Below are 22,491 nucleotides of genomic sequence, written 5' to 3'. Positions count from 1 at the left end.
ACAAACAGGGAGCTGTCAGAGAAGTTACTTTGAATAAGTATCATATGACCAGTCTCTGGGTGGATCGGCTGGCACCGGATATGAAAATCTGTGATCTGAATCGACTGACCTATCAGAGACTTATAAACGCGTATGCCGAGCTTCACGAACGGCAGACAACAATGGATTTTCATCACCAGTTGAAGGGCGCTATTCTGGATGCCGTGGACGAGGGATATTTGGACAAAGATCCTACAAGAAAAGTCATTATCAAAGGAAGACAGCCACGGCCTAAAAAGGAGAAGTACCTCAATCAGTTTCAGCTGCAGACACTGATCACGTCTTTGAAGCTCGAATCGGAGATTTCCTGGGAATGGTTCATTCTCCTGGTGGCCAAAACCGGCATGCGGTTTTCCGAAGCCCTGGCTTTGACTCCACAGGATTTTGACTTTCGAAAACAGACTGTGTCCGTATCCAAAACCTGGGATTACAAAGGCAAGGGGGGATTCCTGCCTACTAAGAACAAATCATCAGTTCGTAAAATTCCTCTGGACTGGCAGGTATCCATTCAGTTTGCCCAGCTTCTTAAGGATCTGCCGTCAGATCAGCCCATATTCGTCAGAAAAAAAGTGTATAACTCAACGGTAAATCACGTTTTGGGGCGTTATTGCCGGAGATCCCAACTGCCTGTCATCACCATTCATGGCCTTCGTCATACTCATGCCTCGCTTCTTTTGTTTGCGGGCGTCTCGATTGCCAGCGTTGCCAGACGGCTGGGCCATTCCAGCATGACCACTACGCAGAAGACCTATCTTCATATCATTCAGGAACTGGAAAACAAGGATATAGATCTGATTATGCGTTCGTTGTCTTCGCTGAACCAATAACGACTATTAACGATAATAAGGATGGGTTCACCAATGGCGAACAGCGGGGACTGATGGAGAACTGCGCCAGTCTCGGAATTAATGACTGCGGACTGAATATGTAGGTTTTCACGACATACCATTGTGATTACTGACTCCAGCCAGTGAGGCAGGTATGTCTGAAATTCAATCATCCCCCACGGGTGCAGCCACCATCGCTGCACCCGTTTCCAGCTTCCCGCCTTCACATACCGCCACCCTTCTTTGCCACCATCGGCACCCGACTCCACTACACTCCCGTTCATGAGTCTCGTATTCTCTTTGCCGGGGTTGTTAGAATGGTAGAAAGAACACGAAAACAGAAAGGAGCCTTTGATGTCTACACACAACAAGCCAATTGCCCGAAAACTGGCGGGGATTCTGTCCTGCTCCGTGCTGTCCATGAGCCTCATCTCTGGGTGCGCTTCTTCGGAGTCCATGAAAGAATCAGACAATCTGACGGCGAACATGGAGTTCAAAAAAGTCGCTTCTGAATTCAGCGCAGAAGAATCCACGGCACTTGCCGATTTCTCCATGCGGCTGTTCCAGAACCTGGGCAGGGAAGACGAGAACCTTCTGCTGTCGGGCAGCTCCGCATGGATGGCCCTGGGCATGGCTGCCAATGGCGCAGCAGGCGATACCCTCAGGCAGATGGAAACCGTTCTGGGCCTGGACAAAGACCAGATCAACAAAGCCGCGGCTGCCTGGCTCAGTTCCATGGAGGACCAGAACAGTCTGACAATGGCGGACTCGATCTGGCTGAAAAACGAGTTCCAGGACGAGGTCGCAAAACCGTTTCTGGAAACCTGTGCCCAGGATTTCCGCGCTGAAGTCTTCTCATCGACCCTGGACCAGAAAGCGGTGAAGGACATCAACGACTGGACGTCAAAGCACACCGATGGCCTGATTCCCGAACTGATCAAAGAAATCCCGTCTCTGACACAGATGATCCTGGTCAATGCGGAGGCCTTCAACGGAAAATGGGCGGCACCCTTTGACGAAGCGGACACGAAAAAACAGACGTTTCACAACCAGGACGGATCGGAAAGCTCTGTGGACTTCCTGAACGGACAGGCGGACTGGTCGGTGGAAAACGACAATGTGACGGGATTCATCAAGGAATACGACGAATCCAGGTATGGATACATGCTGCTGCTTCCCAAAGCCGCAGACAAACCGCTGTCTGACACAGTGAAATCCCTGGGTGGCGCCGCGGTCACCAACCTGCTGTCCAATCGCGTGAGTGCAGATGTGCAGGTCTCCATGCCGAAACTGGACCAGGAAAGCACCCTGACGCTCAACGATGCCCTGGCAGCCTGCGGTATGACGGATGCCTTTGGCGACCAGGCGGATTTTTCGGCCATCACCGGTTCGAAGAACGATCTGTATATCTCTTCTGTGCTTCAGAAAACATACATTGAGGTGAGTGAGAAAGGTACGAAGGCGGCAGCCGCAACGGAGATTGGCATTGAAACGATGGCCATGCCCGTGGAAGCGGATCCCGTGGTTGCCGACAGGTCCTATGTCTATATGATCGTGGATCTGGAACACGCTGTGCCACTGTTTGTGGGACGGGTGGTGAACATCCAGGAATAGTGAGGGCTGTTTCGGGACTGCGGATTTCCGGTTCTGCGATGAGAAAGACCCTGCGGCTGCAGGGTTTTTCGTATGGGCGGCAAGGGAAGGGCGCGGACGGTTCGGCCACCATCCGCAGCCGGGGGATTGCTGGAACGCCGGAAAAATGTTCCAACTGTGCTTCCTTTTTCGCTATACTGAAACTCACAGACAGACAGGGAGGGACCAGGCATGCGGCCCATCATTGGCATTGCGGCGAATCTGCTGGTGGATAAATGTGAACGCGTGAAGAATCCGGTAAAGCATGCGGTGGAGCAGGACTATATCCGGGCGGTGGAACAGGCCGGAGGTATTCCGGTGGTAATCCCGGTGCAGGCTGACCGGCAGGCAGTGCTGGACATTGCCCGGCATCTCGATGGCATCCTGCTGATCGGAGGCAGTGACATCAACCCGGTGCTGTACCGGCACCGGGGTCCCCATGCGGCGGGACAGGTCTATCCGCTGGTGGACCAGTTTTACCTGGACCTGATTCAGGCGGCAGATGCGCTGAAGCTGCCGGTGTTTGGCATCTGCAAGGGACTGCAGGCACTCAATGTGGCGTTCGGAGGAACGCTGCACCAGGATTTGCCCGCTCATGTGCAGGACAGACCCATGATGCAGCCAAGCCACCGGGTGACTCTGAAGGAAGGCAGTCTGGTGGGCAATGCCGTGGACGCATCGGTCCTGGAGGTGAATTCCTTTCACCACCAGGCGGTGAAGGACCTGGCTCCGGGGTTTGAGGCCGTGGCGTTTGGCGAAGATGGCGTTATTGAGGCCCTGGAGCGACAGGATCAGGATCCGGTGATGGTGGGTGTGCAGTGGCATCCGGAGATCCTGGCCAAACAGCGGGACGAAGCAAGCCGCCGGCTTTTTGAAGCCTTTGTCCGGCGGTGTGGCAACCGGAGACAGGATGCATCGGACTTGTCTGAGATGTGACGGAATCGTGAAGCAAAACAGGAGAGGGAAGGAATCATGAAAATCAGATATATGGGGCAGTTCAGCGGGAATGAGGATGATCTGCCCAGACAGCCGCACAGGCCGGGGGCCGTGCAGTTTAAGGAGCCGGACATGAAGAAACTGGCGGTCTGGGCGAATGTGATCGCGCTGGGGATCATTGTGGCGCTCATGGTCCCTCTCGCACTTCAGAGCTGGTTCACGGTGGATGGCTGGGGATTTGTGCTGGGGGCTTTGATGTCGCTTGTTTGTGCCATTCCGCATGAGTACATTCATGCGGTCTGTTTCCGGGACACAGCCTATATCTACACGAATCTGAAACAGGGAATGCTGTTTGTGGTGGGGCCGGAGGACATGTCCAAAGGCCGGTTCATTTTCATGTCCCTGTTGCCGAGCATTGTTTTCGGTCTGATTCCGTACATTGCGGGATTTACAATGCACAATGTGTTTCTGGCCACGCTGGGCGCCATGTCGCTGGGCATGGGTGCCGGTGACTACATCAATGTATGGAATGCCCTGTGGCAGATGCCCAAAGGAGCCCTTACGTATCTGTATGGCTTCCATTCGTTCTGGTACCGGCCGGATGATGGGAGCCGTGCGGAAGCGGCAGAGGAATGAGAAGATGCCTGCATCGGGAGGACCGGTGCAGGTTTTTCATTGTCTGCTGCACGAACAAATGCGGATCTTCTGTCACATTTGCCGGAAGGCAGGTGGAGGGATCATGACGCAGTGCAGAGTGGGAAGCGGGCTTTCAGAGCTGCAGGCGGGGAAAGGAGAACAGAAGGGAGAAGGCTTGATGGTGACAGAATTGTGAATTTTTGTTGAGTTTCCTTAAAAATTGCGCATGGATTTCCTCTTGTGGAGGCTGATAGAGTATCTGGGTATGGATGGTACTGCAGGAAGGAGGAGACCGGATGCCCGTCAAGAAACGCAGCGACCACGAGGTGGAATCGTTTGAACAGAGACTGGAGGAGTACCGGAGGAAACTGACTCTGAAAACGGATGTCGGCTTTCGGGTGGCAGGCAGGCTTTGCAGTGGACCGGAACTGGAGCAGCTGATGAACCTGCTGGCGGATGTGATCACAGGCAGAAAGACCGGTCCATTCCACGATGTGCAGACACAGAAGGACCTGATCACGGTGACAGGGGCGAAATCCGTTGAACCCGATCTGTTCGGAAATGATGAAGAAGACGGAATCTGGTGCGCAGAGGTGCAGAATGAAAGCATCGAAGCAGGCAGGATCGAGGTGGAGCGTGCGCATCTGGTACTCAATGGCCTGCCTGGTGGAAAACCCTATTCATGCTTGAAGAAAAGCCATATGATATGGATGACAGATGCCATTCACATACCGGGTACGGGCAGGCCACTGTTTCCGGATGGACAGCCAGTGGTGCGGCTTGAAACAGTGGACAGTGCAACGGGCAGACGTTTTCCGGACAGAACGGAAGTGATCCTGTTTAATCTGAGATACAAGGGAAACAGTAAAAGAGGAGATCTGGCGCATGATTTCCGGGAGACAGACCCGAAGAAGATGAAGAATCCGCTGCTGCGGGAACTGATGCAGCGGGTCAAGTATACGGAGAAGGGAGAGATGGAGATGTGTGAACTGACGAGGCAGATATTCCAGGATGGGAAAACAGAGGGGCTTCAGGAAGGGGAAATCCGCTCCAGCCGGAAGACAGCAGAACAGTTGCTGCAGATGGGAATTGGTTCCCTGCAGCAGATTGCGAAGGCAACCCGACTTTCCCTGAGCGAAGTGCAAAAACTGCAGGCAAAGCTGAACACATAGCGGTCGATACTGCAGAGTGAGGACAAACGAAAATGGATAACTGACCAGGCAGATATTCATGGACGGGTATAAAGCCGGGCTTGAAGAAGCGTATAAAATCGGGTTTGAAATAGGATACAGGAAAGAATGCAGAAAAATAGCCGGCAGGCTGCTGCAGATGGGAATTGGTTCGCTGCAGGATATTGCGGAACTTACCAGCCTGTCATTAAGCGAAGTGCAGAGGCTGCAGGCACGGCTGAACCCGTGACCCCATCCGCAAAGCAGAATCACCAATGAAGACCGGACACCATGCAGGATCCGGCCTTTTCATTCGTCCGGCGATGCGCCCCATCCTGCATGACTGCTGATCATCCCGCCACCATCGGCCTGCCGGACAGTTTCGGGATACCCCTCTGTCCGCTTCCGTCCGCTTCCGGAAAAAAATCCCGCCAAAACTGTTTTGCGCCGTATACAGGGCTTATAATAGGGTGACGGAAAGCGGGGTGGTTTCAGATGAATATACCGGATGACAGTACAGCTCGACCGCGACATCGGACCACCCTGCTCAGACACTGATACCGGTCACTGAGCCCTGGTCCCTTTTTCCATGCAGAAAGGGGGAAAACAGAATGCAGGAAGAACCCCGGACCATCGAAGCCGAAGCTGTACGACAGCGTCCTGACTATGAGGCCGCGATCGTGGATGCCGTGCGTACAAGCACTGCACCGCGGCTGCTGGCCATGCAGCTGGAAAACTATCATGCAGGCGACATCGCAGACGCCTTTTTCCGGCTTACCCTCCCGGAACGGGAGAAACTCTACCGGATCCTGAAAACCGACACTTTGTCCGAGATCCTGGAATATCTCGACGAAGAGGAACGGATCCGGTTCATCAACGAACTGACTCTCCGCAAGGCCGCCGCGGTCCTCAACCGCCTGGAGCCCGACCAGACCGGCGACCTGATCCAGTCCCTGGTGCCGGAAAAACAGGCACTGCTCATGGAGCTTCTGGACTCCGAAATGCGGGCCGACATCGCCCTGATCGATTCCTATGACGAGGACCTCATCGGCTCGCGCATGACCACGAACTTTGTGGAAGTGCCGCGGGATGTCACGGTGAAGGAAGCCATGAACCTGCTCGTGAAGCAGGCGGCGGACAACGACAACATCACGACGATCTACAGCTATGGCAATGACCACATGTATGCGGGAGCGGTGGACCTGAAGGACCTCATCATTGCGCGCAATGACACGCCGCTGGAGGACATCCTCGTGGCGAGCTATCCGTACGTCTATGGCTCGGATCAAGTCGAGACGGTGATCGACGATCTGCGGGATTACAACGAAGACTCCATTCCGGTGCTGGGATCGGACAACCGGGTCCTGGGCGTCATCACCACCCAGAGCCTGCTGGAGGCCCTGGACCAGGAAATGGGGGAAGACTATGCCCGGTTTGCCGGTCTGACGGCGGAAGAAGACCTGGAAGAAACCCTGTTTGTGTCTTTGAAAAAGCGCCTGCCCTGGCTGCTCTTTCTGCTGGCCCTGGGCCTCATGGTGTCCTGGGTCGTCTCGCTGTTTGAAGGCGTCGTGGCCCAGATCCCCCTGGTGCTGGCGTTCCAGTCCCTGATCCTGGGCATGTCGGGCAACGTTGGCACGCAGTCTCTGGGTGTCACGATCCGGGTCCTCATGGATGATGAACTGACAGGGAAGGAAAAGCGTCACCTGGTGGCCAAGGAAGCCCGGGTGGGGTTTGTGAACGGCCTGATCATGGGATCCCTGGCCTTTGTGTTCCTGGGCCTGTATATCCTGGCGGCGAAGCACCAGACCGCCGCAGCGTCCTTCACGATCTCTGCGTGCATTGCCGTGAGTCTGTGGCTGGCCATGATCGTGTCCAGCCTGACGGGGACCACGATCCCGATCTTCTTCAAGAAAATCGGCGTGGATCCGGCGGTGGCCTCCGGCCCGCTGATCACCACCATCAACGACTTGTGTGCGGTGATCCTCTTCTATGGCCTGGTCTGGCTGTTCCTGATCCGGATGCTGGGAATGTAGGTGACGGACATGGATGACAGAAAAGTGACACATCAGCCGGCTGCAGAGAACAGGCCGGATACCAGATCCCGGGCCAGGGAGCTGGAGGACCACGGAAAGATCGACCGGCACTATGCGGCAGAGATCGTGGGCCTGGTCCGTTCTTCGCTGGCACCGGCGGTGCTCAAGGACAAACTCGAGGACTACCACGAAAACGACATTGCGGAGGCCTTCAACGACCTGCACCCGGCGGAACGCGCCAGACTGGCCACGCTCCTGGACACCGACCAGCTCACGGACATCTTCGAGAGCATGGACGAGGAACAGCGGGACCGGTTCTTCCCGGAGCTGCCGGTGAAGAAAGCCGTGGCGCTGCTCAACAAAGGCATGGATGCGGACACCGCTGCGAAACTGCTGCGCAGCACCGGTCCTGTCCGGCGGGATCTCATCGTCGAACTGCTGGATCCCGAGGTGCGGGAAGACATCCGCCTTGTGTCCAGCTTCACGGAGGAGCAGATCGGCAGCCACATGACGACCAACTACATCGAGATCCCCTCTTCGGCCAGCGTCAAGGAAGCCATGCGACTGCTCAAGCAGCAGGCGGCGGAAAACGACAACATCCAGACACTCTATGTCCTGGACAAAGACGGTACCCTGGCAGGGGCCATTGACCTGAAGGACCTGATCATTGCCCGAAGCAGCCAGCCGCTTTCGGACATTGTGGCGCAGAACTATCCCTATATTTATGCGAACGAGCAGATCGACGAGATCCTGGACGAGCTCAAGGACTACAGCGAAGACTCCATTCCGGTGCTCGACAATGACAACCAGCTGGTGGGGGTCATTACAGGATCTGATGTCCTGGCTCTCTACCAGGAAGAGATGGAGGAAGACTACGCAAGGCTGGCCGGTCTGTCCGCCCAGGAGGACCTGAACGAAACGCTCTTTCGCAGTGTGAAAAAGCGCATTCCCTGGCTCTGTGTGCTCCTGTTTCTGGCCATGGGTGTCTCCAGCGTGGTAGGTATCTTCGAGCCCGTCGTCGCAAAACTGACCATGGTGGCGGCCTTCCAGTCCCTGATCCTGGACATGTCCGGCAACGTCGGCACCCAGTCCCTGGCCGTGAGCCTGCGGGTGCTGACAGACGATGAACTCACCTGGAACCAGAAGCTGTACCTGGTCTTCAAGGAAACCCGGACGGGTGCCGCCAACGGCTTCATCATCGGCCTGTTTTCGTGCCTGGTCATGGGGGTCTACATCTACGTTGCCTATCCCTATGATTTCGCGACATCCTACGCGATTTCCGGTGTGATCGGCCTGAGCATGCTCATCAGCATGGTGGTCTCCTCGCTGTTTGGCACTGTGATTCCGATCCTGTTCCAGGCGGTGCATGTGGATCCAGCCACGGCATCGGGGCCCCTGATCACCACCATCAACGACTTGACGGCGGTGCTCACCTATTACACGCTGGTGTTTGTGTTCCTGATCCAGGTCATGCACCTGGGGGGATGAACCCGCAGGACAAGGGAAACCCGGGGCCGATGATGGCAGCCAGGCGGCTGCCCGACACATCCTGTACTGCGCAAACCGTCCGCTGGGCGGTTTTTTGTGACACAATCAGAAAAGAGGAGGAGACTGTATGAACATTTCAAAGGAAGCCTGGATCGCACCCGGGGCCGTTGTGGCGGGCAATGTGACCATGGAACCGGGGAGCAGTGTATGGTTTCACTGCACGATCCGGGCAGAAGAGGAACCGGTGGTGCTGGGGGCGGACACGAATGTCCAGGACAACAGCGTGGTCCACACCGATCCGGGGTATCCGGTGATCCTGGGACAGTCCGTGACGGTGGGCCATGGCTGTATCCTGCATGGCTGCGAAGTGGGGGATGAGTCCCTCATTGGCATGGGGGCCGTTGTGCTCAACGGAGCGAAAATCGGTTCTCACTGCCTGGTGGGGGCAGGGGCCCTGGTGACGCAGAACACGGTGATTCCCGATGGTTCACTGGTGCTGGGATCGCCGGCGAAGGTGATCCGTCCGGTGAGCGGGGAACAGATCCGGGAAATCCGGGAAAATGCCCTGGAGTATGTAGAGCTGGCAGGGCAGTACCGGCTCGATACCCACGACATCTGGACGCCGGATGACGCAGAATGACACCGGTGACTGAGGACTGTGTCCTGCCTGCAGCCGGTGACGACAGAACTGACATGCGGGACTGGACACAGCGGTTTCTGGACTACACGGCGGGATTCGGAACAGCGGATACACGGTATGAACTGAAGAGGGTCCACACCCTGGGTGTGCTGGGGTACATGAATGCCCTGCTGAAGCTTGAGGGCATCACTGCAGAGGACCCGGATCTGGCACAGGCTGCCAGGATCGCCGCTGTGTTTCATGACATCGGCCGCTTTGAACAGCTGCGGCGCCATGACACGTTTTTTGACGCAAAAAGCGCCGATCACGCAGCGCTTTCGGTGCAGGTCCTGGAAGAGACGGCCATGCTGCAGGACGTGGAAAAGGCATGGAGGCAGCGGATCCTGACCGCCATTGCCCAGCACAACCGGCTGGAAACGGACATCGGCGATCCGGTGGCTTCCCGGCTGTGTGACCTGGTGCGGGATGCGGACCGGCTGGACATTTACCGGGTGTTTGCGGTGGATGACATTCAGGACATGACGGCGCATACGGCAGAAGAAGCCGCACAATCCACGGCCTCCCCGGCGGTTATCGAAGCCCTGCTCGCCGGCCGGCCGGTGGACAAGCGGGACAGACAGACGCCCATGGATCTCTGGCTGACCTATCTGGGCTTCGTGAACGACTTTCGGTTTCCGGCGTCGTATCGTTTGTGTAAGGCGGCAGGATTCTGGCGGAAGCGCTTTGACAGCATTTCCCTCGCGGATCCGGCTGTCCGGGCATGTCTGGAACATGTGGAGGTAGTATTGAATGAACACTGCACAGGACCTGAAAGAGATACTGCGCCGGATTGAGGGACGTCCCTACCCGGCTTATAAAGATACAAGGGGTACATATGCGTTTGGCCCCTTTTTGCTGTCCATTGACCACGTCCAGGGGGACCCTTTTGCGGCCCCGAGTGATGTGTCGGTGCTGGTGAAGGACCCGGGATTCCCGGCAGAGATTCTCCGGACGCGGCAGACGCGGATCGCGGCGGAAGACAGGATCCTGCGTTTTTTCGGGCAGGCACTGCATCGCCAGAGCAGACCGGGGAAAGGGTCGGGCAAATCCGGAAAGCTGTCGGTGACCCGCCCGGGACAGGAGATCCTGGAACGAACCTCCTGCCACCTGTATGAAGACGGTTCCGTACGCGTGCGCTTCAACATCGGCTTTCCCGCCAATGGCCGGCGCATTCTCGCGCGGGAACTGGAGCGGATCCTGTTTGTCACACTGCCCACAGTGGTGAACGAAAGCCTGATCTACAAAAACTACACACCGAAGATGAAGGAAGAACTGCAGGAGACCTGGCAGCTGGCCATGGACCAGACGGCCATCCGCAACCAGCTGAAGGTCCTGGACCTGGCGGCGTTTGTGGCCGATGGATCCATCCTTCCGCGGGAAAGCGGCGTTTCTCAGAAGCCGATGCAGGAGGCTGTCGCCTTTGCGGCTCCGGAGTCCCTGGCGGTGGAAGTCGAAACGCCCTTCCGTGGCAGAATCCGGGGCCTTGGCATCCGCAAAGGCGTGACGCTCATTGCGGGCGGCGGCTATCACGGCAAGTCCACGCTGCTGGAGGCGCTGGAGCGCGGGGTGTATGACCACATTGCGGGTGATGGCCGGGAACTGGTGATCACAGACGAGACTGCCGTGAAGTCGCGGGCAGAGGATGGACGCAGTGTGCAGGATGTGAACATTTCGGGGTTCATAACCAATCTGCCCAATGGCAAGGATACGGTGGCGTTCAGCACGGAGGATGCCTCTGGGAGCACCTCGCAGGCAGCGGGTCTGGCGGAAGCCATTGAAGCGGGAACGAAGACGCTGCTGATGGATGAAGACACCAGTGCGGCGAACTTCATGATCCGGGACAATCTGATGCAGGAAGTGGTGCATGGAGATCAGGAACCGATCATTCCGTTCATGGACCGGGTACGGGAGCTGTATGAAAAAGACGGCATCAGCACGATTCTGGTGGCTGGCTCTTCCGGGGCGTTTTTCTCGAAGGCGGACACGGTGATCCAGATGGATCAGTATGTGCCGCTGGACATTACGGAGAAAGCGAAGGATGCGGCGAAGGCCTATGTGTTCAGAGAAAAAGAAAACCTGCAGCCGTTTGACTGCAGGAGTGTGAGGATCCCGCACCGGGTGAAGGAATCCGAGCGGTCGAAGGTCCGGTCCCGGGGCATGGACACGATTTCGGTAGACCGCCAGGATATCGACATGCGGTATGTGGAGCAGCTGGTGGATCCCGAGCAGCTGGCGGCGATCGGGCAGCTTCTGAAACTGGCGAACCGGGAGATCGTGGATGACAGCAGGACCCTGACGGAGGTCGTGGATGTACTGGAGGACCGCATGAACGCAGGGGCGCTGGATGAAACTGTGCGCGGCCACGGTGCCAGACCGAGAAAACAGGAGATCCTGGCGGCGTTCAACCGCCAGAGATTCCAGAAGATCACTCCTGACAGAAAGCAGCAAACGGCAGATAAGTTGGAATAAAATAATTTATCTTGCGCTGATTGAATAAGTACGAAAAATGTTCGGGCGTTTAATGCGTAATCAATTCCGGTTTGCGGTATACTGCAGGGGAGCAGAGAAATGCTCCCTAATTCCCGGACAGAAACAATTGTCTGATTAAGAAGGTGACTGTGCACGGTTGCCTTCTTTTTTCGAGTCTGGATGAAATTCAGGAGAATTTCATCCAGCTCCAAAAAAAGAATTCAGCTTGTGTATTCCTTAGGCCATGCACCATCAGCCAGATTCTTTTTGCGGCTTGATGAAAGCAAGCAGACTTTCCTCAAGCCGCAAAAAAGACAGGTTCCGGATTCGGGCCTGTCTTTTGATGCAATACTGCATATAGTTCGATGCCGGGTCAGGTTTAATGTGCCTGTCCTCATTCACTTTTCATCGATGGGAACACTCTGGACAGAAGCGTGTTCCAGAGAGTACCCGTTTCTTCGGCCAGCTGCAGCATCCGCTGCATAAGGTCCGGCATGTGAAGTTTGATCCGATAGCCGGGAAGACGCAGTTTCCGGGGTTAAAGGTTTCGGCTGTAAACTCCCTCTCGGGATCCACTGGCTTCATCGAAAACTCCTTCGCTGCCATCTCTCATGGGCGGTTGAATATGTTCCGGGTGATCTCCAGGACCTCCTTCGGCAGCCAGATGCGCCCTGTCAGTCCCAGAATGAAGTAAGGGGCATCATGATCCAGTTCCGCACGGTCCTTCTCATCCAGCTCCATTACGAATTTTCCAGTCGCGATATTCCTGGATGCCAGGAGTTCTTTCTGTGTGATACCTGCATCCAGCTGACTGTTCGGGGTGCGCACACGCTTCAGGACCGGGTCCTGGCTGCTGCCGCCCTTTTTCTTTTTCTTTTGTGCTGTGCGATATTCAGATTCTCCAGATTTCTATCATCACCAGAAACTGTATCAAAGAAACTGTGTTCATAGAAAAAACAGCGGTTACCCGCTGTCACGTCACGCATATAAATGGCTTTTATACAAGGTTCAGCTGTGTGCTTTTGGAGGTTTCAGCAGCCACCGGTTGAAGGCGGTAAACAGAACGCTGTATACAGCTCTCACACCCATGCACACCAGCTCTCGGGTCCAGTTCCAATGGATTCCCTGCAGGATCCAGGCAAGGAGCCCGTCATCGGCACCCGACCTGTTCCTGAAAAGCGTGCCTGAGCCAACTCGTTCCCCTGACCTGGTTACAGCTGCTATTCAAAGCAGTCCACTATATGAAAGGGTCTTGGGGCTGGGCGGGTGACATTCAGTCAGCCCGCTGAATGCCCAGATACTCCTTGATTTTGGGCATCATGGCCCGGGCATCGTGATACCCCAGGTAATACAGCGCACCCAGTTTTTCCATGTCGCCTTCCAGCCGGGATATGGTGACGGGCTGGCTCGGGGCGATCTGCAGGATCCGGCCGCGGCGGTCGAGCCGCTCGATTTCCTCTATCTGCCGGTCATACCGGGCATTGGAGTCCGCCAGGGTCTGTGCAAATTCCGGTGTGCTGCGGTAGAAGCGCTGGATCATGTCTTTCTGCAGCTGGGAGTCTTCCCCCTTGCGGTATCCCGCGGGTCGGGTCCTGACCACAATGATTTTCTCAAACTTGTGCTGCAGCGCCCATTCAATGGGGACTTTGTCGGTGCAGCCGCCATCCAGGTACGGCACCTCGTCCAGCGTCACAGGCTTGGACACAAAGGGCATGGTCGCTGAGGCCTGCACGGCCTTCAGGATATCCACCGGCTCCTTTTTCGACACATAGCGGGGAAGGCCCGAGGTCACATCGGAAATCACCGCATAAAACTCGCGCCGGGGATCCCGGAATCTCTCCCAGTCAAAGGGCTCCTCCAGCTGGAGGTCATTCATCACAAAATCGAATCCGATCACACCGCCCTCCCGGAGCAGCGGCCTGGTTCCCACGAACCGGGGATCGTGACGATACCGCAGGTTGATCCTCGCCGCCCGGCCGATCTGGCCAGCCTGGTAGTTCATGCCGTTCATTGCCCCGGCCGACACGCCGATCACTGTCTGCAGATTGATGCCTTCCTCCAGAAAGGCATCCAGCACCCCTGAGGTATAGACACCGCGGAAGGCGCCGCCCTCCAGCACCAGACAGCCTTCCGTCACGGTATCCGCCGCTTTTCCCTTGGGCAGCAGGGCCCAGCCTGAGAACACTTTGTCTCTGGCAATCTTTACATCTCTTGCCATTGGAACGCCTCCTTTTCCCGAACAAGTCTATCTGTTTTTGCCACAACGTGCAAAACGATTTAGAATCATAGAGACAAACCGGAGAAACTGACCGGTGATTTCACGTTCGATCAGCATCAGAACGATAGATAAAGGAGAATGACATGAAACAATGGATCAGTCTGATCCTGAGTGCTGTCCTGCTTGCAGGCTGCAGCACCCAGGCGCCGGAACCCAAAGAAGAGGAACCGGCGGAAATCATAGAAATGAAAGGATCCGAACCCGGAGGCCAGAAATACCAGGCGACGATCAAAGTGAAGGACTACGGCGACATCGTCTTTGAAATGGATGAAGGGATCGCCCCGGAAACCGTGCAGAATTTTGTGAAGCTCGCCGACGAAGGATTCTACGACGGCCTGACGTTTCACCGCCTCATTGAAGGGTTCATGGCCCAGGGCGGAGATCCCAATGGGGATGGCACTGGCGGTGCCGAAGAAGACATTCAGGGAGAATTTCTCTCCAATGGCTTCAACAACTCCCTGAAGCATGTCCGGGGCACAGTATCCATGGCCCGAAGTGGTGATCCGGATTCTGCCAGCAGCCAGTTCTTCATCGTCCAGGAAGACACGCCGAGCCTGGATGGAGAATACGCGGCGTTTGGCACCGTGACCTCGGGCATGGACGTCGTGGACAAAATCCTGGAAGATGCCAGACCCACCGATGACAACGGCACCATCTCCAAAGACAGTCAGCCGGTCATCGAAACCATTACCGTGACCAAAGAAGAATGACGTGTCTGCAGGCAGATACAGGAGCATGATGGCTGACGCGGGGCTGGTGGTGATGCTGGAATCCATCAAGGAGGACTTCCGGAAGGCCGGTCTGACACCCGGCAGGATCGGGGAAGTCTCCTTTTCAGGGCGTCTCACCAGAAGCCGCGGCAACTGCCGGCGGGAAACCGACGGGTTTTATACCATACACATTTCTACCCGCCTCATGGGACATACAGAGCTTGTTCGCGAGACTCTGGCCCATGAGCTCCTGCATACCGTCAAGGGCTGTTTCGACCATGGCCCCCGGTTTCAGGAAGCCGCGAGAAAACTGAGGGAATACGGCTACCACATTCAAAGCACGTATGAACCGGAAGCGTTTGAAATCAGGGGCAGGTACCAGTTTCAGTGCAGCCGGTGCGGTGTGATCGTCAACCGGACCAGACGGTCGAATTTTACCGAACACCCGGAGCGGTATATCCACAAAGGATGCGGGGGTCATTTCGAGCCCCTCCCTGAACGCCGTCCCAGGGAAAAATGAAGAGCCCCGGCAGCGGATCACTCCGGCTGCCGGGGCTGCTTTGCGCCTGCCTGTATCTCAGGGCCGGCGGACATATCCCGCTGCCCGCATTTCTTCGTAGAGTTCGGCAAAGGTGGTCTGGTATTTCTCGTAGACCGGCAGCCACTGATCGTTGGCCAGCACGGCATCCAGAAATTCGCAATAGGGTCTCAGCTTCATGAGGCCAAAGCCGTGCATGACCCATTCCTTCATATCCTTTAGAATCTGTGTTTCATTGTTCATGTCATATGCCTCCTCACTGCTTCAGGTGCAGTGTTTTCAAAATCCATTCAAAGCCCTTCAGCAACCCCGTGGAATATGCCCATGAGGATACCGGGCGGCTGACGAGGATGATGGCCAGGAACCTGCCCCAGCTCATACCGTTGAGTCCCGCGAGCATGCAGAGAATGATGTCGGGGGATACCGGCAGAAACATGCAGATGATGAACACCAGCGTGAAGTGCTTCGTGGTCTGCACCCAGTGCCTGTATCTGGCGTAGGTCTTTGGGGACGCGATGTTGAGGATCATCCGGTCGCCATAGCGTTTCGCGAGCCAGAACCCCAGCGTGCAGTTGATGACCGAAGTGGCGTAGTTGTAAAAAAACGCCGTGACAGGGCCAAAGAGCACAATGCCAATGGAACCCATGGAGCCCATGGGAACGATGGGGACATAGGAGCTGAAGACCGAAATCGCGATAAAGAGCACAGGTGCCAGGGGACCGCAGTTCTCCAGAAACTTCTGGATGGCGGCCGTATCGACCCCTTTGTGCAGGATCCACACCAGCAGCGCACCGAATACAATGGTGGACACGATGGAGATCACAAAATTTCGTTTCCGGGCAGCTGCGCCGGGATCTGTCTGAGTTGTCATGATGGTCTCCCTTTCCTTTACAGTGTAGCCGATGATGCAGGACAGGGCCATTGACGCAACCCGCCCGGGGTGGCTGGATGGCGGTTATCCGGTACAATGTAGGCATGAAACAGAGAGTTACCAATTTTTTCAGTCCGAAAGACAGGGCAGCCGGTTCCAGATCCCGGACTCATGCAAAAGAGAGCAGATCATGATGGCGTGGCTGTATGACCGCCGCAATCTCTTCCTGCTGCTGACGGTCCTGTTTGGGATACAAGTCTTCATTTTCTATGTCTATGACCTGGAATGGGATGCCCTGGGCTACATGGCACTGCTGGAGTTTGTGGTGGTCAATGTGTATCTGGTCCTGGATTACAGCCGCCACCTGCTGTCCCACCGGTTTCTCAGCGCCCAGCGTCAGGTGCCGGATCTTTCGTGGATGGAATATGACGGTTCGCAGAAGGACAGGGACTATCAGCGGATCATACGGCAGCGGGAATCGCTCCGTCACTGCCAGGCAGAGGAATACCGGCAGAGCAGGCGGGATCTGCAGGATCTGTATGATATGTGGACACATCAGAACAAGCTGCCCATTGCAGCCCTGAAGCTGCTGCTTCAGGAAGAACAGCCGGATATCCGGGAAATGCGAAGCCAGGTCCTGCGCCTGGAGCAGTATACGCAGATGATCCTGGCAGCGACCCGGCTGGAAAGTCCGGAAACCGATTATGTATTCGACTGGAATCCGCTGGATGCACCCATCCGGTCTGTGATCCGGACATTCTCCCCGGAATTCATCCGCAAAAGACTGCGGCTGACCTATGAGGGAACAGACGAAACCGCCCTGACGGATGTCCGGTGGCTGACATTCGTGCTGGAACAGATCCTCTCCAATGCGGTGAAACATGCCAAGTCGCAGATCGGAATCACGGTCAAAGACCAGGTCATCTGCATCCAGGATGACGGGCCGGGGATCCCGGCACAGGACCTGGAACGGATCTGGAGCCGGGGCGTCACAGGGCAGAACGGACGAAAGGAAACCGCAGCCACAGGCCTGGGCCTTTACTTGAGCAAAGCCGTGATGGACCGGCTGGGGCATGAAATCACCATAGAGACCAGCCCGGACAGAGGCACAGCCGTCCGGCTTGACCTCACGAATGCCGGCCTCCAGGACAAAGACTAGGTGACCTGGCATCCCCGAACCCCCACTGTGATGGGAAGCGGGGACCGCTGCCCATCACAGTGGGGGTGCAGGTAAGGCTGCTTTCACCAGGACCACGACGAAGCGGGGCTGTAACAGTTAAACCTGGACAGCTATCCTAAATAAAAAACGCAAAGGGCAGGAAAGCTTATCAGCTGACCTGCCCTTTGTTGTATGATTTGTTTGTGCTAAAAAACATACAACCGAATTATATCCATTATCCGTTCGGCGTACAAGAATCACTCGCGCTGGATGTACCAGTCCGAATCCAATCTGATGACCCTGTTTACTCTTTCCTGGAAGCGATAGAAAGGATCAATCTTGCCAAATACTTCGCTCCGGTCAGATCGAACAATTCCAGCTCTCACGATCGTGTGATGCTGCTCCGGGTCATCCTTTTCTCATACATGACATCCAGAAAGAACATCTCCCTCAGGGAGCTGGAATCCCTGTGCCGTACAGACTGTCGGTTTCTTTACCTGTCCAACTATGAGATGCCCAGCCATCAGGCTTTCAAAAGGGTCCTGGATATCCTTCAGGAAGGGGCCATCGATGATATTTTCTTTGAACTCAGCCATCATATCGCCGTCGATCTGATGTGCATCGACCCACATGTGCAATTCGTCGATGGAACAAAGATAGAAGCCAATGCCCACAAGAATTCTTTCGTCTATAAGAAGAGGATCGTGAACAGTCGCAAGAAGCTGTATCTGAGCACTTCAGCTTTGTTAAGCGAGATCAATTCCTTCTTTGGCTATGACTATCCCCTCAGGGATGAATATCAGTCCTGGGATCTTTTCTATGTCTGCCAGTACCTGATGGAAGTCATGGTCCAGACTGACACGCAAATCTGTTATGGGATCGGCCATCGCAAGTCTTCCATTCAGAGATACTATGATTCACTGTTGAAAATGGCTTTGAAGCTGATGGAGTATGAAGAATGGCTTTATACGCTTGGAAACCGCAACTCATGTTCAAAAACCGACCTTGATGCGACCTTCATGGCCACCAAATGGGATTATTACAACCAAAGCGGAGTCACCAGACCGTGCTACAACTGCCAGATCGCAGTCAGTGACGGATTGATCGTGAATGCGGATATATTCCAGAATCCGGGAGACACCCTCACCTGGCAGGCTTTCATGGACCGTTATCATGACTATACAGGGAAATATCCTTGCAGACCCGTAGCGGATGCGGGATATGGAAGTCTTGACAATTACCTGTACAACCTGAAAAACGGGATAGAACTGGTACAGAAATACGGAAACTTTGGGAAGAAGAAGGACCGAAGATTCCAGAAGAGGATCTACAATGTGCTCAACTGGAAGCAAACAGAAGAAGGGTTTCTGATCTGTCCGGAAGGAAGGGTCCTGGATCAGTATGAAGGGGACAATATATCAAGGACCCGTGGTGGAAATCTTCATATCAGTCAGATGTATGCGGAAAAAGGCCATTGTGAGGGATGTCCCAGACGGTCCCAGTGTTTCCGGTTCGGCAAGTACAGGAGAGTCGGAAAGAATGTGGTGATGGAAGAGCTGCAGGGAAAAGTAGATGAAAACCTGGGATGCGAAGAAGGAAAGGGACTCTGCAGGCAGCGGTCAATACAGGTGGAGGGAGCGTTCGGGATTCTGAAGCAAGACCGGGGAATGACCAGATTCAGGCGAAGAGGATTGAAAGGTGTCAAGATGGAATTTCTTTTGAACTGTCTGGGTCTGAATCTTTATAAATATCATCTGTTCTGGCTTAAACAGAGGGCAAATAACCTTATAGGCAAGCTAAACTGACGAGGAAAAACAGGCTTTTTTTGAAAGTTATCCCCCAAGTTGTTTTTATAATGGCCAAAAAGAAATGTCTGGAGAATACCAATGGAATCTCCAGACATTTTTTTCCGTTTATAACAAGAAAAATGGGCTGTAATCAGCCTACAGACCGTAAAACCGGCCTTACTGTTACAGCCCCACACAGTCGTGATTCTTTCTTCTTTGTAAGATACAGCGCCGTTCTGTAAGACAAGGCGATGGAACCCCGGCAGCCCGGACCGGTATCATGTCACTGTCAAAAGGAGATGGAACGCAATTATGGCATTACTTGAAGTGAGGGATCTGAAAAAGATCTATTCGAGCCGGTTTTCCGGCACCCAGGTCCAGGCTCTGGACAATGTGAATTTCGACGTGCAGGAAGGGGAATTTGTCGCCATCATGGGTGAATCCGGATCCGGCAAAACCACCCTGCTGAACATACTCGCCGCCCTTGACCGGCCAACTGCCGGCAAGGTGCTGCTCAACGGCCGCGATCTTGCAAAGATCCGCGGCAAGGAACTGGCGGCCTTCCGCCGCAGCCACCTTGGCTTTGTCTTCCAGGACTTCAACCTCCTGGATACCTTCACCAACAAAGACAACGCCCTGCTCCCGCTGGTGCTTGCCAAGGAAAAATATCCGGTGATGATGAAAAAACTCACCCCGCTGGCGGAAACCCTGGGCATTTCCTCCATCCTCAAGAAGTACCCCTATGAGGTTTCCGGCGGACAGAAACAGCGGGTGTCCATCGCCCGGGCCCTGATCACCAACCCGGAGATCCTCCTGGCGGACGAACCGACAGGCGCCCTGGATTCCCGCAGCAGCGAAGACGTCCTGAACCTCTTCACCCGCATCAACCAGGAAGGCCAGACCATTCTGATGGTCACGCATTCCATGAAAGCCGCCAGCTACGCCGGCCGGGTCCTGTTCATCAAGGATGGCCGGGTCTTCCACCAGATCTACAAGGGAGACCGCTCCAGCAGCGAATTCTATGAAGACATCAGCCGGACGCTGACCATGATGTCCCGGAAAGGCGAACGGGCATGAGGCTCTCCGCAAAACTCGCCCTTTCGAACCTGCGCCGCAACAAACGGACCACGATCCCGTTCATGCTGACCTCCGCACTCTGCACCCTGATGCTGTATCTTGTCATCAGTCTGGAAAACAGCCCGGCGGTGTCCGAGTCCTTCGGCGGGGCCCAGATGCAGATGATGCTCGGGTTCGGGGAACTGGTCATTGTGCTCTTCACGGTGATTTTCCTGTTTTACACCAACAGCTTCCTGATGAAACAGCGCAAGCGGGAATTCGGCCTCTTCAATATCCTGGGCCTGGCGAAGAAGGACATCGCCATGGTCCTGTTTGTGGAGCTGCTCATCTGCTGGGCTGCAAGCCTCGTGGCGGGCATTGGCCTGGGCATGATCCTGGACAAGGGGATGTACCTGCTCATCGGGCGGCTGATGAACATCGACCTGCCACTGGAGATCGGGATATCCGGTGCGGCTGTGATGCAGACGGTGATCTACACCGGGGCGATATACGTGCTGCTGGTGGTCTACGGCTTTTTCATGGTCAATGTCTCCAGCCCCATCGAACTGCTCCATGCACAGGCAGAGGGGGAACGGGAACCGAAAAACCGCTGGCTGCTGGCCCTGGGCGGTGTCATCAGCCTGGGTGCCGGCTACGGACTGGCGCTGTGGGTCCAGAACCCCATGGATGCCTTCGTCCTGTTTTTCCTGGCAGTGATCCTGGTCATCGTCGGCACCTATCTGCTGTTTTCGGCCGGCAGCATCGCCCTGCTGAACATGCTGCAGAAAAACCGGCGCTTCTATTACCAGACCAGTCACTTCATTTCGGTTTCCGGCATGAAGTACCGCATGAAGGCCAACGCGGCGAGCCTGGCCAACATCTGCATCCTGTCAACCATGGTGCTGGTGGCGCTGTCCACCACGATCTGTCTCATGATGGGCATGGACCAGTCTGTGGAGACCGCCTATCCCCGCGAAACCACTCTGTCCATTTACTCCCAGGATGGCAACTACCTGCAGGATTTTGACCAGGCACTGGCACAAAGCGGCGTGCAGGCAACGGATGTCATGGCGTATACGCTGTTTGACATCCCCGGCACTGTCAGCGGGGATACCGTAAGCAATCTGGGAGAGTATGGAAAACCCGATATGAGGCTCTTCGAGTTCATTCCCGTGGGTCAGTACAACAATGCGGAGGGCACTGACTACACACTCGAACCCGGGCAGGTGCTGATCAACCCCGGATCCGACAGCTGGGGCAGTTCGCTGACCATTGGCGACAGGACCTGGTCTGTCGCCGGAACTGTGGACGGATTCCCGCCATCGGGTCTTGGGATCAACATGATGGGCAATCCCATGCTGGTGGTGCTGCCGGATGAAGCAGACATTGCCTGGCTGCAGACCCTGGTGCCGGAAGAGCAGAGGAATGTCACAAACATCTTTGCCTTCAACAGCCCGGATCCCAACAGAGATGCGGGGATTCTGAAGGATACCTTCGAGCAGATCACCGGCGCAAGGCCCTTCGGCGACACACGTCAGAATTTCGCCCTGTCCCTGCAGTCCATGTATGGCAGTTTCCTGTTTGTGGGGATCTTTGTCTCGATCCTGTTTGTGATGGCCAGCGTGCTCATCATGTACTACAAGCAGATATCCGAAGGATTCGAGGACCAGAAGCGCTTTGACATCATGACCCGCGTGGGGCTGGACAACCGGCAGATCCGGAAAACCATCCACTTCCAGGTCCTGGCTGTCTTCTTCCTGCCACTGGCCATGGCCGGGATCCATGTGGCGTTTGCCTTTCCGATGATCTCCAAAATGCTCGCCCTGCTGGGGATGGGGGACATCACGCTGTTCATGATCACGTGCCTGATCGTGTTTGCCATCTTCGCCATTCTGTACGTCATCGTATACGGCCTCACCAGCCGGACTTACTACCAGCTGGTGAAGGGCATGAGTGAAGAAACCGAGGAATAGACTCCTTTTTCTTTCCAGCCCCGTATCACCGGGCTGGCCGTTCTGGCCGGTCCGGCCTTTTTTCGTCCTGCCACACCGGCAAGCCCAAACTGCCGATGACTCGCCGGGACATGGTCCCAGGTGGCTGTTTCCTTGAAACCGGTTTTTGATTCGGCTAAAATAGCTCTGATTTTCCAGACTTTTCATGAATCTTCATGAAAACATAAGAATC

General features: G+C 55.4%; 21 protein-coding genes. 17 read left to right on the top strand and 4 right to left on the bottom strand.

From position 1 onward, the window contains the following. Positions 1-59: 59 nt before the first annotated feature. From aalo17_RS08605 to aalo17_RS08550, 11 genes are all read left to right on the top strand, one after another. A complete protein-coding gene (locus aalo17_RS08605; RefSeq protein ID WP_236940466.1) occupies positions 60-866 on the top strand; it encodes a site-specific integrase in 807 nt (268 codons plus the stop codon). Between the two features lie 354 nt (positions 867-1,220). Next, positions 1,221-2,480 (top strand): serpin family protein, encoded by a 1,260-nt coding sequence (locus aalo17_RS08600; protein WP_067558283.1) that lies wholly within the window; start codon positions 1,221-1,223, stop codon positions 2,478-2,480. Positions 2,481-2,690: 210 nt separating this feature from the next. Continuing rightward, positions 2,691-3,434, top strand: a complete 744-nt coding sequence (locus aalo17_RS08595) for a gamma-glutamyl-gamma-aminobutyrate hydrolase family protein (RefSeq protein WP_067558280.1) — start codon at positions 2,691-2,693, stop codon at positions 3,432-3,434. A gap of 36 nt (positions 3,435-3,470) precedes the next feature. Then, positions 3,471-4,070 (top strand): DUF3267 domain-containing protein, encoded by a 600-nt coding sequence (locus tag aalo17_RS08590; RefSeq protein ID WP_067558276.1) that lies wholly within the window; start codon positions 3,471-3,473, stop codon positions 4,068-4,070. Positions 4,071-4,366: 296 nt separating this feature from the next. After that, the gene (locus aalo17_RS08580; RefSeq protein ID WP_067558270.1) at positions 4,367-5,242 is read left to right on the top strand and encodes an RpnC/YadD family protein; all 876 of its coding nucleotides are present in this window, start codon (positions 4,367-4,369) and stop codon (positions 5,240-5,242) included. 58 nt (positions 5,243-5,300) lie between these two features. Next, complete coding sequence (locus aalo17_RS08575; RefSeq protein ID WP_067558267.1) at positions 5,301-5,489, top strand: hypothetical protein; 189 nt, start codon at positions 5,301-5,303, stop codon at positions 5,487-5,489. Positions 5,490-5,850: 361 nt separating this feature from the next. Further along, a complete protein-coding gene (mgtE, locus tag aalo17_RS08570) occupies positions 5,851-7,272 on the top strand; it encodes a magnesium transporter (RefSeq protein WP_067558266.1) in 1,422 nt (473 codons plus the stop codon). Between the two features lie 9 nt (positions 7,273-7,281). After that, a complete protein-coding gene (gene mgtE, locus aalo17_RS08565; protein ID WP_082743453.1) occupies positions 7,282-8,760 on the top strand; it encodes a magnesium transporter in 1,479 nt (492 codons plus the stop codon). A gap of 127 nt (positions 8,761-8,887) precedes the next feature. Further along, positions 8,888-9,400 (top strand): gamma carbonic anhydrase family protein, encoded by a 513-nt coding sequence (locus aalo17_RS08560; RefSeq protein WP_067558263.1) that lies wholly within the window; start codon positions 8,888-8,890, stop codon positions 9,398-9,400. Continuing rightward, positions 9,397-10,233, top strand: a complete 837-nt coding sequence (locus aalo17_RS08555) for an HD domain-containing protein (RefSeq protein ID WP_067558260.1) — start codon at positions 9,397-9,399, stop codon at positions 10,231-10,233. Before aalo17_RS08560 ends, aalo17_RS08555 begins: the two co-directional genes overlap by 4 nt. Next, positions 10,190-11,908: an ABC-ATPase domain-containing protein gene (locus aalo17_RS08550; protein ID WP_067558257.1), complete on the top strand. Its 1,719-nt coding sequence runs from the start codon at positions 10,190-10,192 to the stop codon at positions 11,906-11,908. The genes aalo17_RS08555 and aalo17_RS08550 overlap by 44 nt, the downstream gene beginning before the upstream one ends. Before the next feature lie 609 nt (positions 11,909-12,517). Here aalo17_RS08550 and aalo17_RS13185 read toward each other — a convergent pair. Beyond that, a complete protein-coding gene (locus aalo17_RS13185) occupies positions 12,518-12,649 on the bottom strand; it encodes a hypothetical protein (protein ID WP_257721845.1) in 132 nt (43 codons plus the stop codon). A 532-nt stretch (positions 12,650-13,181) separates the two neighbouring features. After that, positions 13,182-14,126: a patatin-like phospholipase family protein gene (locus aalo17_RS08540; protein ID WP_067558251.1), complete on the bottom strand. Its 945-nt coding sequence runs from the start codon at positions 14,124-14,126 to the stop codon at positions 13,182-13,184. 143 nt (positions 14,127-14,269) lie between these two features. Here aalo17_RS08540 and aalo17_RS08535 point away from each other — a divergent pair, with 143 nt between their 5' ends. Further along, a complete protein-coding gene (locus tag aalo17_RS08535; RefSeq protein ID WP_067558248.1) occupies positions 14,270-14,896 on the top strand; it encodes a peptidylprolyl isomerase in 627 nt (208 codons plus the stop codon). 25 nt (positions 14,897-14,921) lie between these two features. Further along, positions 14,922-15,416, top strand: a complete 495-nt coding sequence (locus aalo17_RS08530; protein WP_082743333.1) for a SprT-like domain-containing protein — start codon at positions 14,922-14,924, stop codon at positions 15,414-15,416. 57 nt (positions 15,417-15,473) lie between these two features. On the opposite strand, the gene aalo17_RS08525 is transcribed toward aalo17_RS08530, so the two are convergent. Together aalo17_RS08525 and aalo17_RS08520 are read right to left on the bottom strand one after the other, a co-directional pair. Next, entirely contained in the window at positions 15,474-15,677 is a 204-nt protein-coding gene (locus aalo17_RS08525) for a hypothetical protein (RefSeq protein WP_067558241.1), read from the bottom strand. Positions 15,678-15,690: 13 nt separating this feature from the next. Next, positions 15,691-16,305, bottom strand: a complete 615-nt coding sequence (locus aalo17_RS08520; protein ID WP_158507770.1) for a TVP38/TMEM64 family protein — start codon at positions 16,303-16,305, stop codon at positions 15,691-15,693. Positions 16,306-16,495: 190 nt separating this feature from the next. Between aalo17_RS08520 and aalo17_RS08515 the strand changes: the two genes are divergently transcribed. The 4 genes from aalo17_RS08515 (at position 16,496) to aalo17_RS08500 (ending at position 22,280) form a co-directional block, all read left to right on the top strand. Next, positions 16,496-17,464 carry a sensor histidine kinase gene (locus aalo17_RS08515; protein ID WP_067558235.1) on the top strand — a complete coding sequence of 323 codons (969 nt, stop codon included), beginning with the start codon at positions 16,496-16,498 and terminating at the stop codon, positions 17,462-17,464. 425 nt (positions 17,465-17,889) lie between these two features. Beyond that, on the top strand, positions 17,890-19,269 hold the full coding sequence (locus tag aalo17_RS08510; RefSeq protein ID WP_158507769.1) for a transposase: 1,380 nt from the start codon (positions 17,890-17,892) through the stop codon (positions 19,267-19,269). 294 nt (positions 19,270-19,563) lie between these two features. Further along, positions 19,564-20,328 (top strand): ABC transporter ATP-binding protein, encoded by a 765-nt coding sequence (locus aalo17_RS08505; RefSeq protein WP_067558228.1) that lies wholly within the window; start codon positions 19,564-19,566, stop codon positions 20,326-20,328. Next, positions 20,325-22,280, top strand: a complete 1,956-nt coding sequence (locus tag aalo17_RS08500) for an ABC transporter permease (protein WP_067558225.1) — start codon at positions 20,325-20,327, stop codon at positions 22,278-22,280. Before aalo17_RS08505 ends, aalo17_RS08500 begins: the two co-directional genes overlap by 4 nt. The last annotated feature ends 211 nt before the right edge of the window (positions 22,281-22,491 follow it).

The sequence above is a fragment of the Faecalibaculum rodentium genome (genome assembly GCF_001564455.1).
Classification (GTDB): Bacteria; Bacillota_I; Bacilli_A; order Erysipelotrichales; family Erysipelotrichaceae; genus Faecalibaculum; species Faecalibaculum rodentium.
Note: the sequence above shows the minus strand (reverse complement) of the source record. Positions and strands in the feature narration are given on the sequence as shown.

What these genes read in the sequence shown, in the direction of transcription:
- aalo17_RS08600 (WP_067558283.1), top strand. Translation starts at nt 1,221, where the DNA reads ATGTCTACACACAACAAGCCAATTGCCCGAAAACTGGCGGGGATTCTG.
- aalo17_RS08595 (WP_067558280.1), top strand. Translation starts at nt 2,691, where the DNA reads ATGCGGCCCATCATTGGCATTGCGGCGAATCTGCTGGTGGATAAATGT.
- aalo17_RS08590 (WP_067558276.1), top strand. Translation starts at nt 3,471, where the DNA reads ATGAAAATCAGATATATGGGGCAGTTCAGCGGGAATGAGGATGATCTG.
- aalo17_RS08580 (WP_067558270.1), top strand. Translation starts at nt 4,367, where the DNA reads ATGCCCGTCAAGAAACGCAGCGACCACGAGGTGGAATCGTTTGAACAG.
- aalo17_RS08575 (WP_067558267.1), top strand. Translation starts at nt 5,301, where the DNA reads ATGGACGGGTATAAAGCCGGGCTTGAAGAAGCGTATAAAATCGGGTTT.
- mgtE (WP_067558266.1), top strand. Translation starts at nt 5,851, where the DNA reads ATGCAGGAAGAACCCCGGACCATCGAAGCCGAAGCTGTACGACAGCGT.
- mgtE (WP_082743453.1), top strand. Translation starts at nt 7,282, where the DNA reads ATGGATGACAGAAAAGTGACACATCAGCCGGCTGCAGAGAACAGGCCG.
- aalo17_RS08560 (WP_067558263.1), top strand. Translation starts at nt 8,888, where the DNA reads ATGAACATTTCAAAGGAAGCCTGGATCGCACCCGGGGCCGTTGTGGCG.
- aalo17_RS08555 (WP_067558260.1), top strand. Translation starts at nt 9,397, where the DNA reads ATGACACCGGTGACTGAGGACTGTGTCCTGCCTGCAGCCGGTGACGAC.
- aalo17_RS08550 (WP_067558257.1), top strand. Translation starts at nt 10,190, where the DNA reads ATGAACACTGCACAGGACCTGAAAGAGATACTGCGCCGGATTGAGGGA.
- aalo17_RS13185 (WP_257721845.1), bottom strand. Translation starts at nt 12,649, where the DNA reads ATGGAGCTGGATGAGAAGGACCGTGCGGAACTGGATCATGATGCCCCT.
- aalo17_RS08540 (WP_067558251.1), bottom strand. Translation starts at nt 14,126, where the DNA reads ATGGCAAGAGATGTAAAGATTGCCAGAGACAAAGTGTTCTCAGGCTGG.
- aalo17_RS08535 (WP_067558248.1), top strand. Translation starts at nt 14,270, where the DNA reads ATGAAACAATGGATCAGTCTGATCCTGAGTGCTGTCCTGCTTGCAGGC.
- aalo17_RS08530 (WP_082743333.1), top strand. Translation starts at nt 14,922, where the DNA reads ATGATGGCTGACGCGGGGCTGGTGGTGATGCTGGAATCCATCAAGGAG.
- aalo17_RS08525 (WP_067558241.1), bottom strand. Translation starts at nt 15,677, where the DNA reads ATGAACAATGAAACACAGATTCTAAAGGATATGAAGGAATGGGTCATG.
- aalo17_RS08520 (WP_158507770.1), bottom strand. Translation starts at nt 16,305, where the DNA reads ATGACAACTCAGACAGATCCCGGCGCAGCTGCCCGGAAACGAAATTTT.
- aalo17_RS08515 (WP_067558235.1), top strand. Translation starts at nt 16,496, where the DNA reads ATGATGGCGTGGCTGTATGACCGCCGCAATCTCTTCCTGCTGCTGACG.
- aalo17_RS08510 (WP_158507769.1), top strand. Translation starts at nt 17,890, where the DNA reads ATGACATCCAGAAAGAACATCTCCCTCAGGGAGCTGGAATCCCTGTGC.
- aalo17_RS08505 (WP_067558228.1), top strand. Translation starts at nt 19,564, where the DNA reads ATGGCATTACTTGAAGTGAGGGATCTGAAAAAGATCTATTCGAGCCGG.
- aalo17_RS08500 (WP_067558225.1), top strand. Translation starts at nt 20,325, where the DNA reads ATGAGGCTCTCCGCAAAACTCGCCCTTTCGAACCTGCGCCGCAACAAA.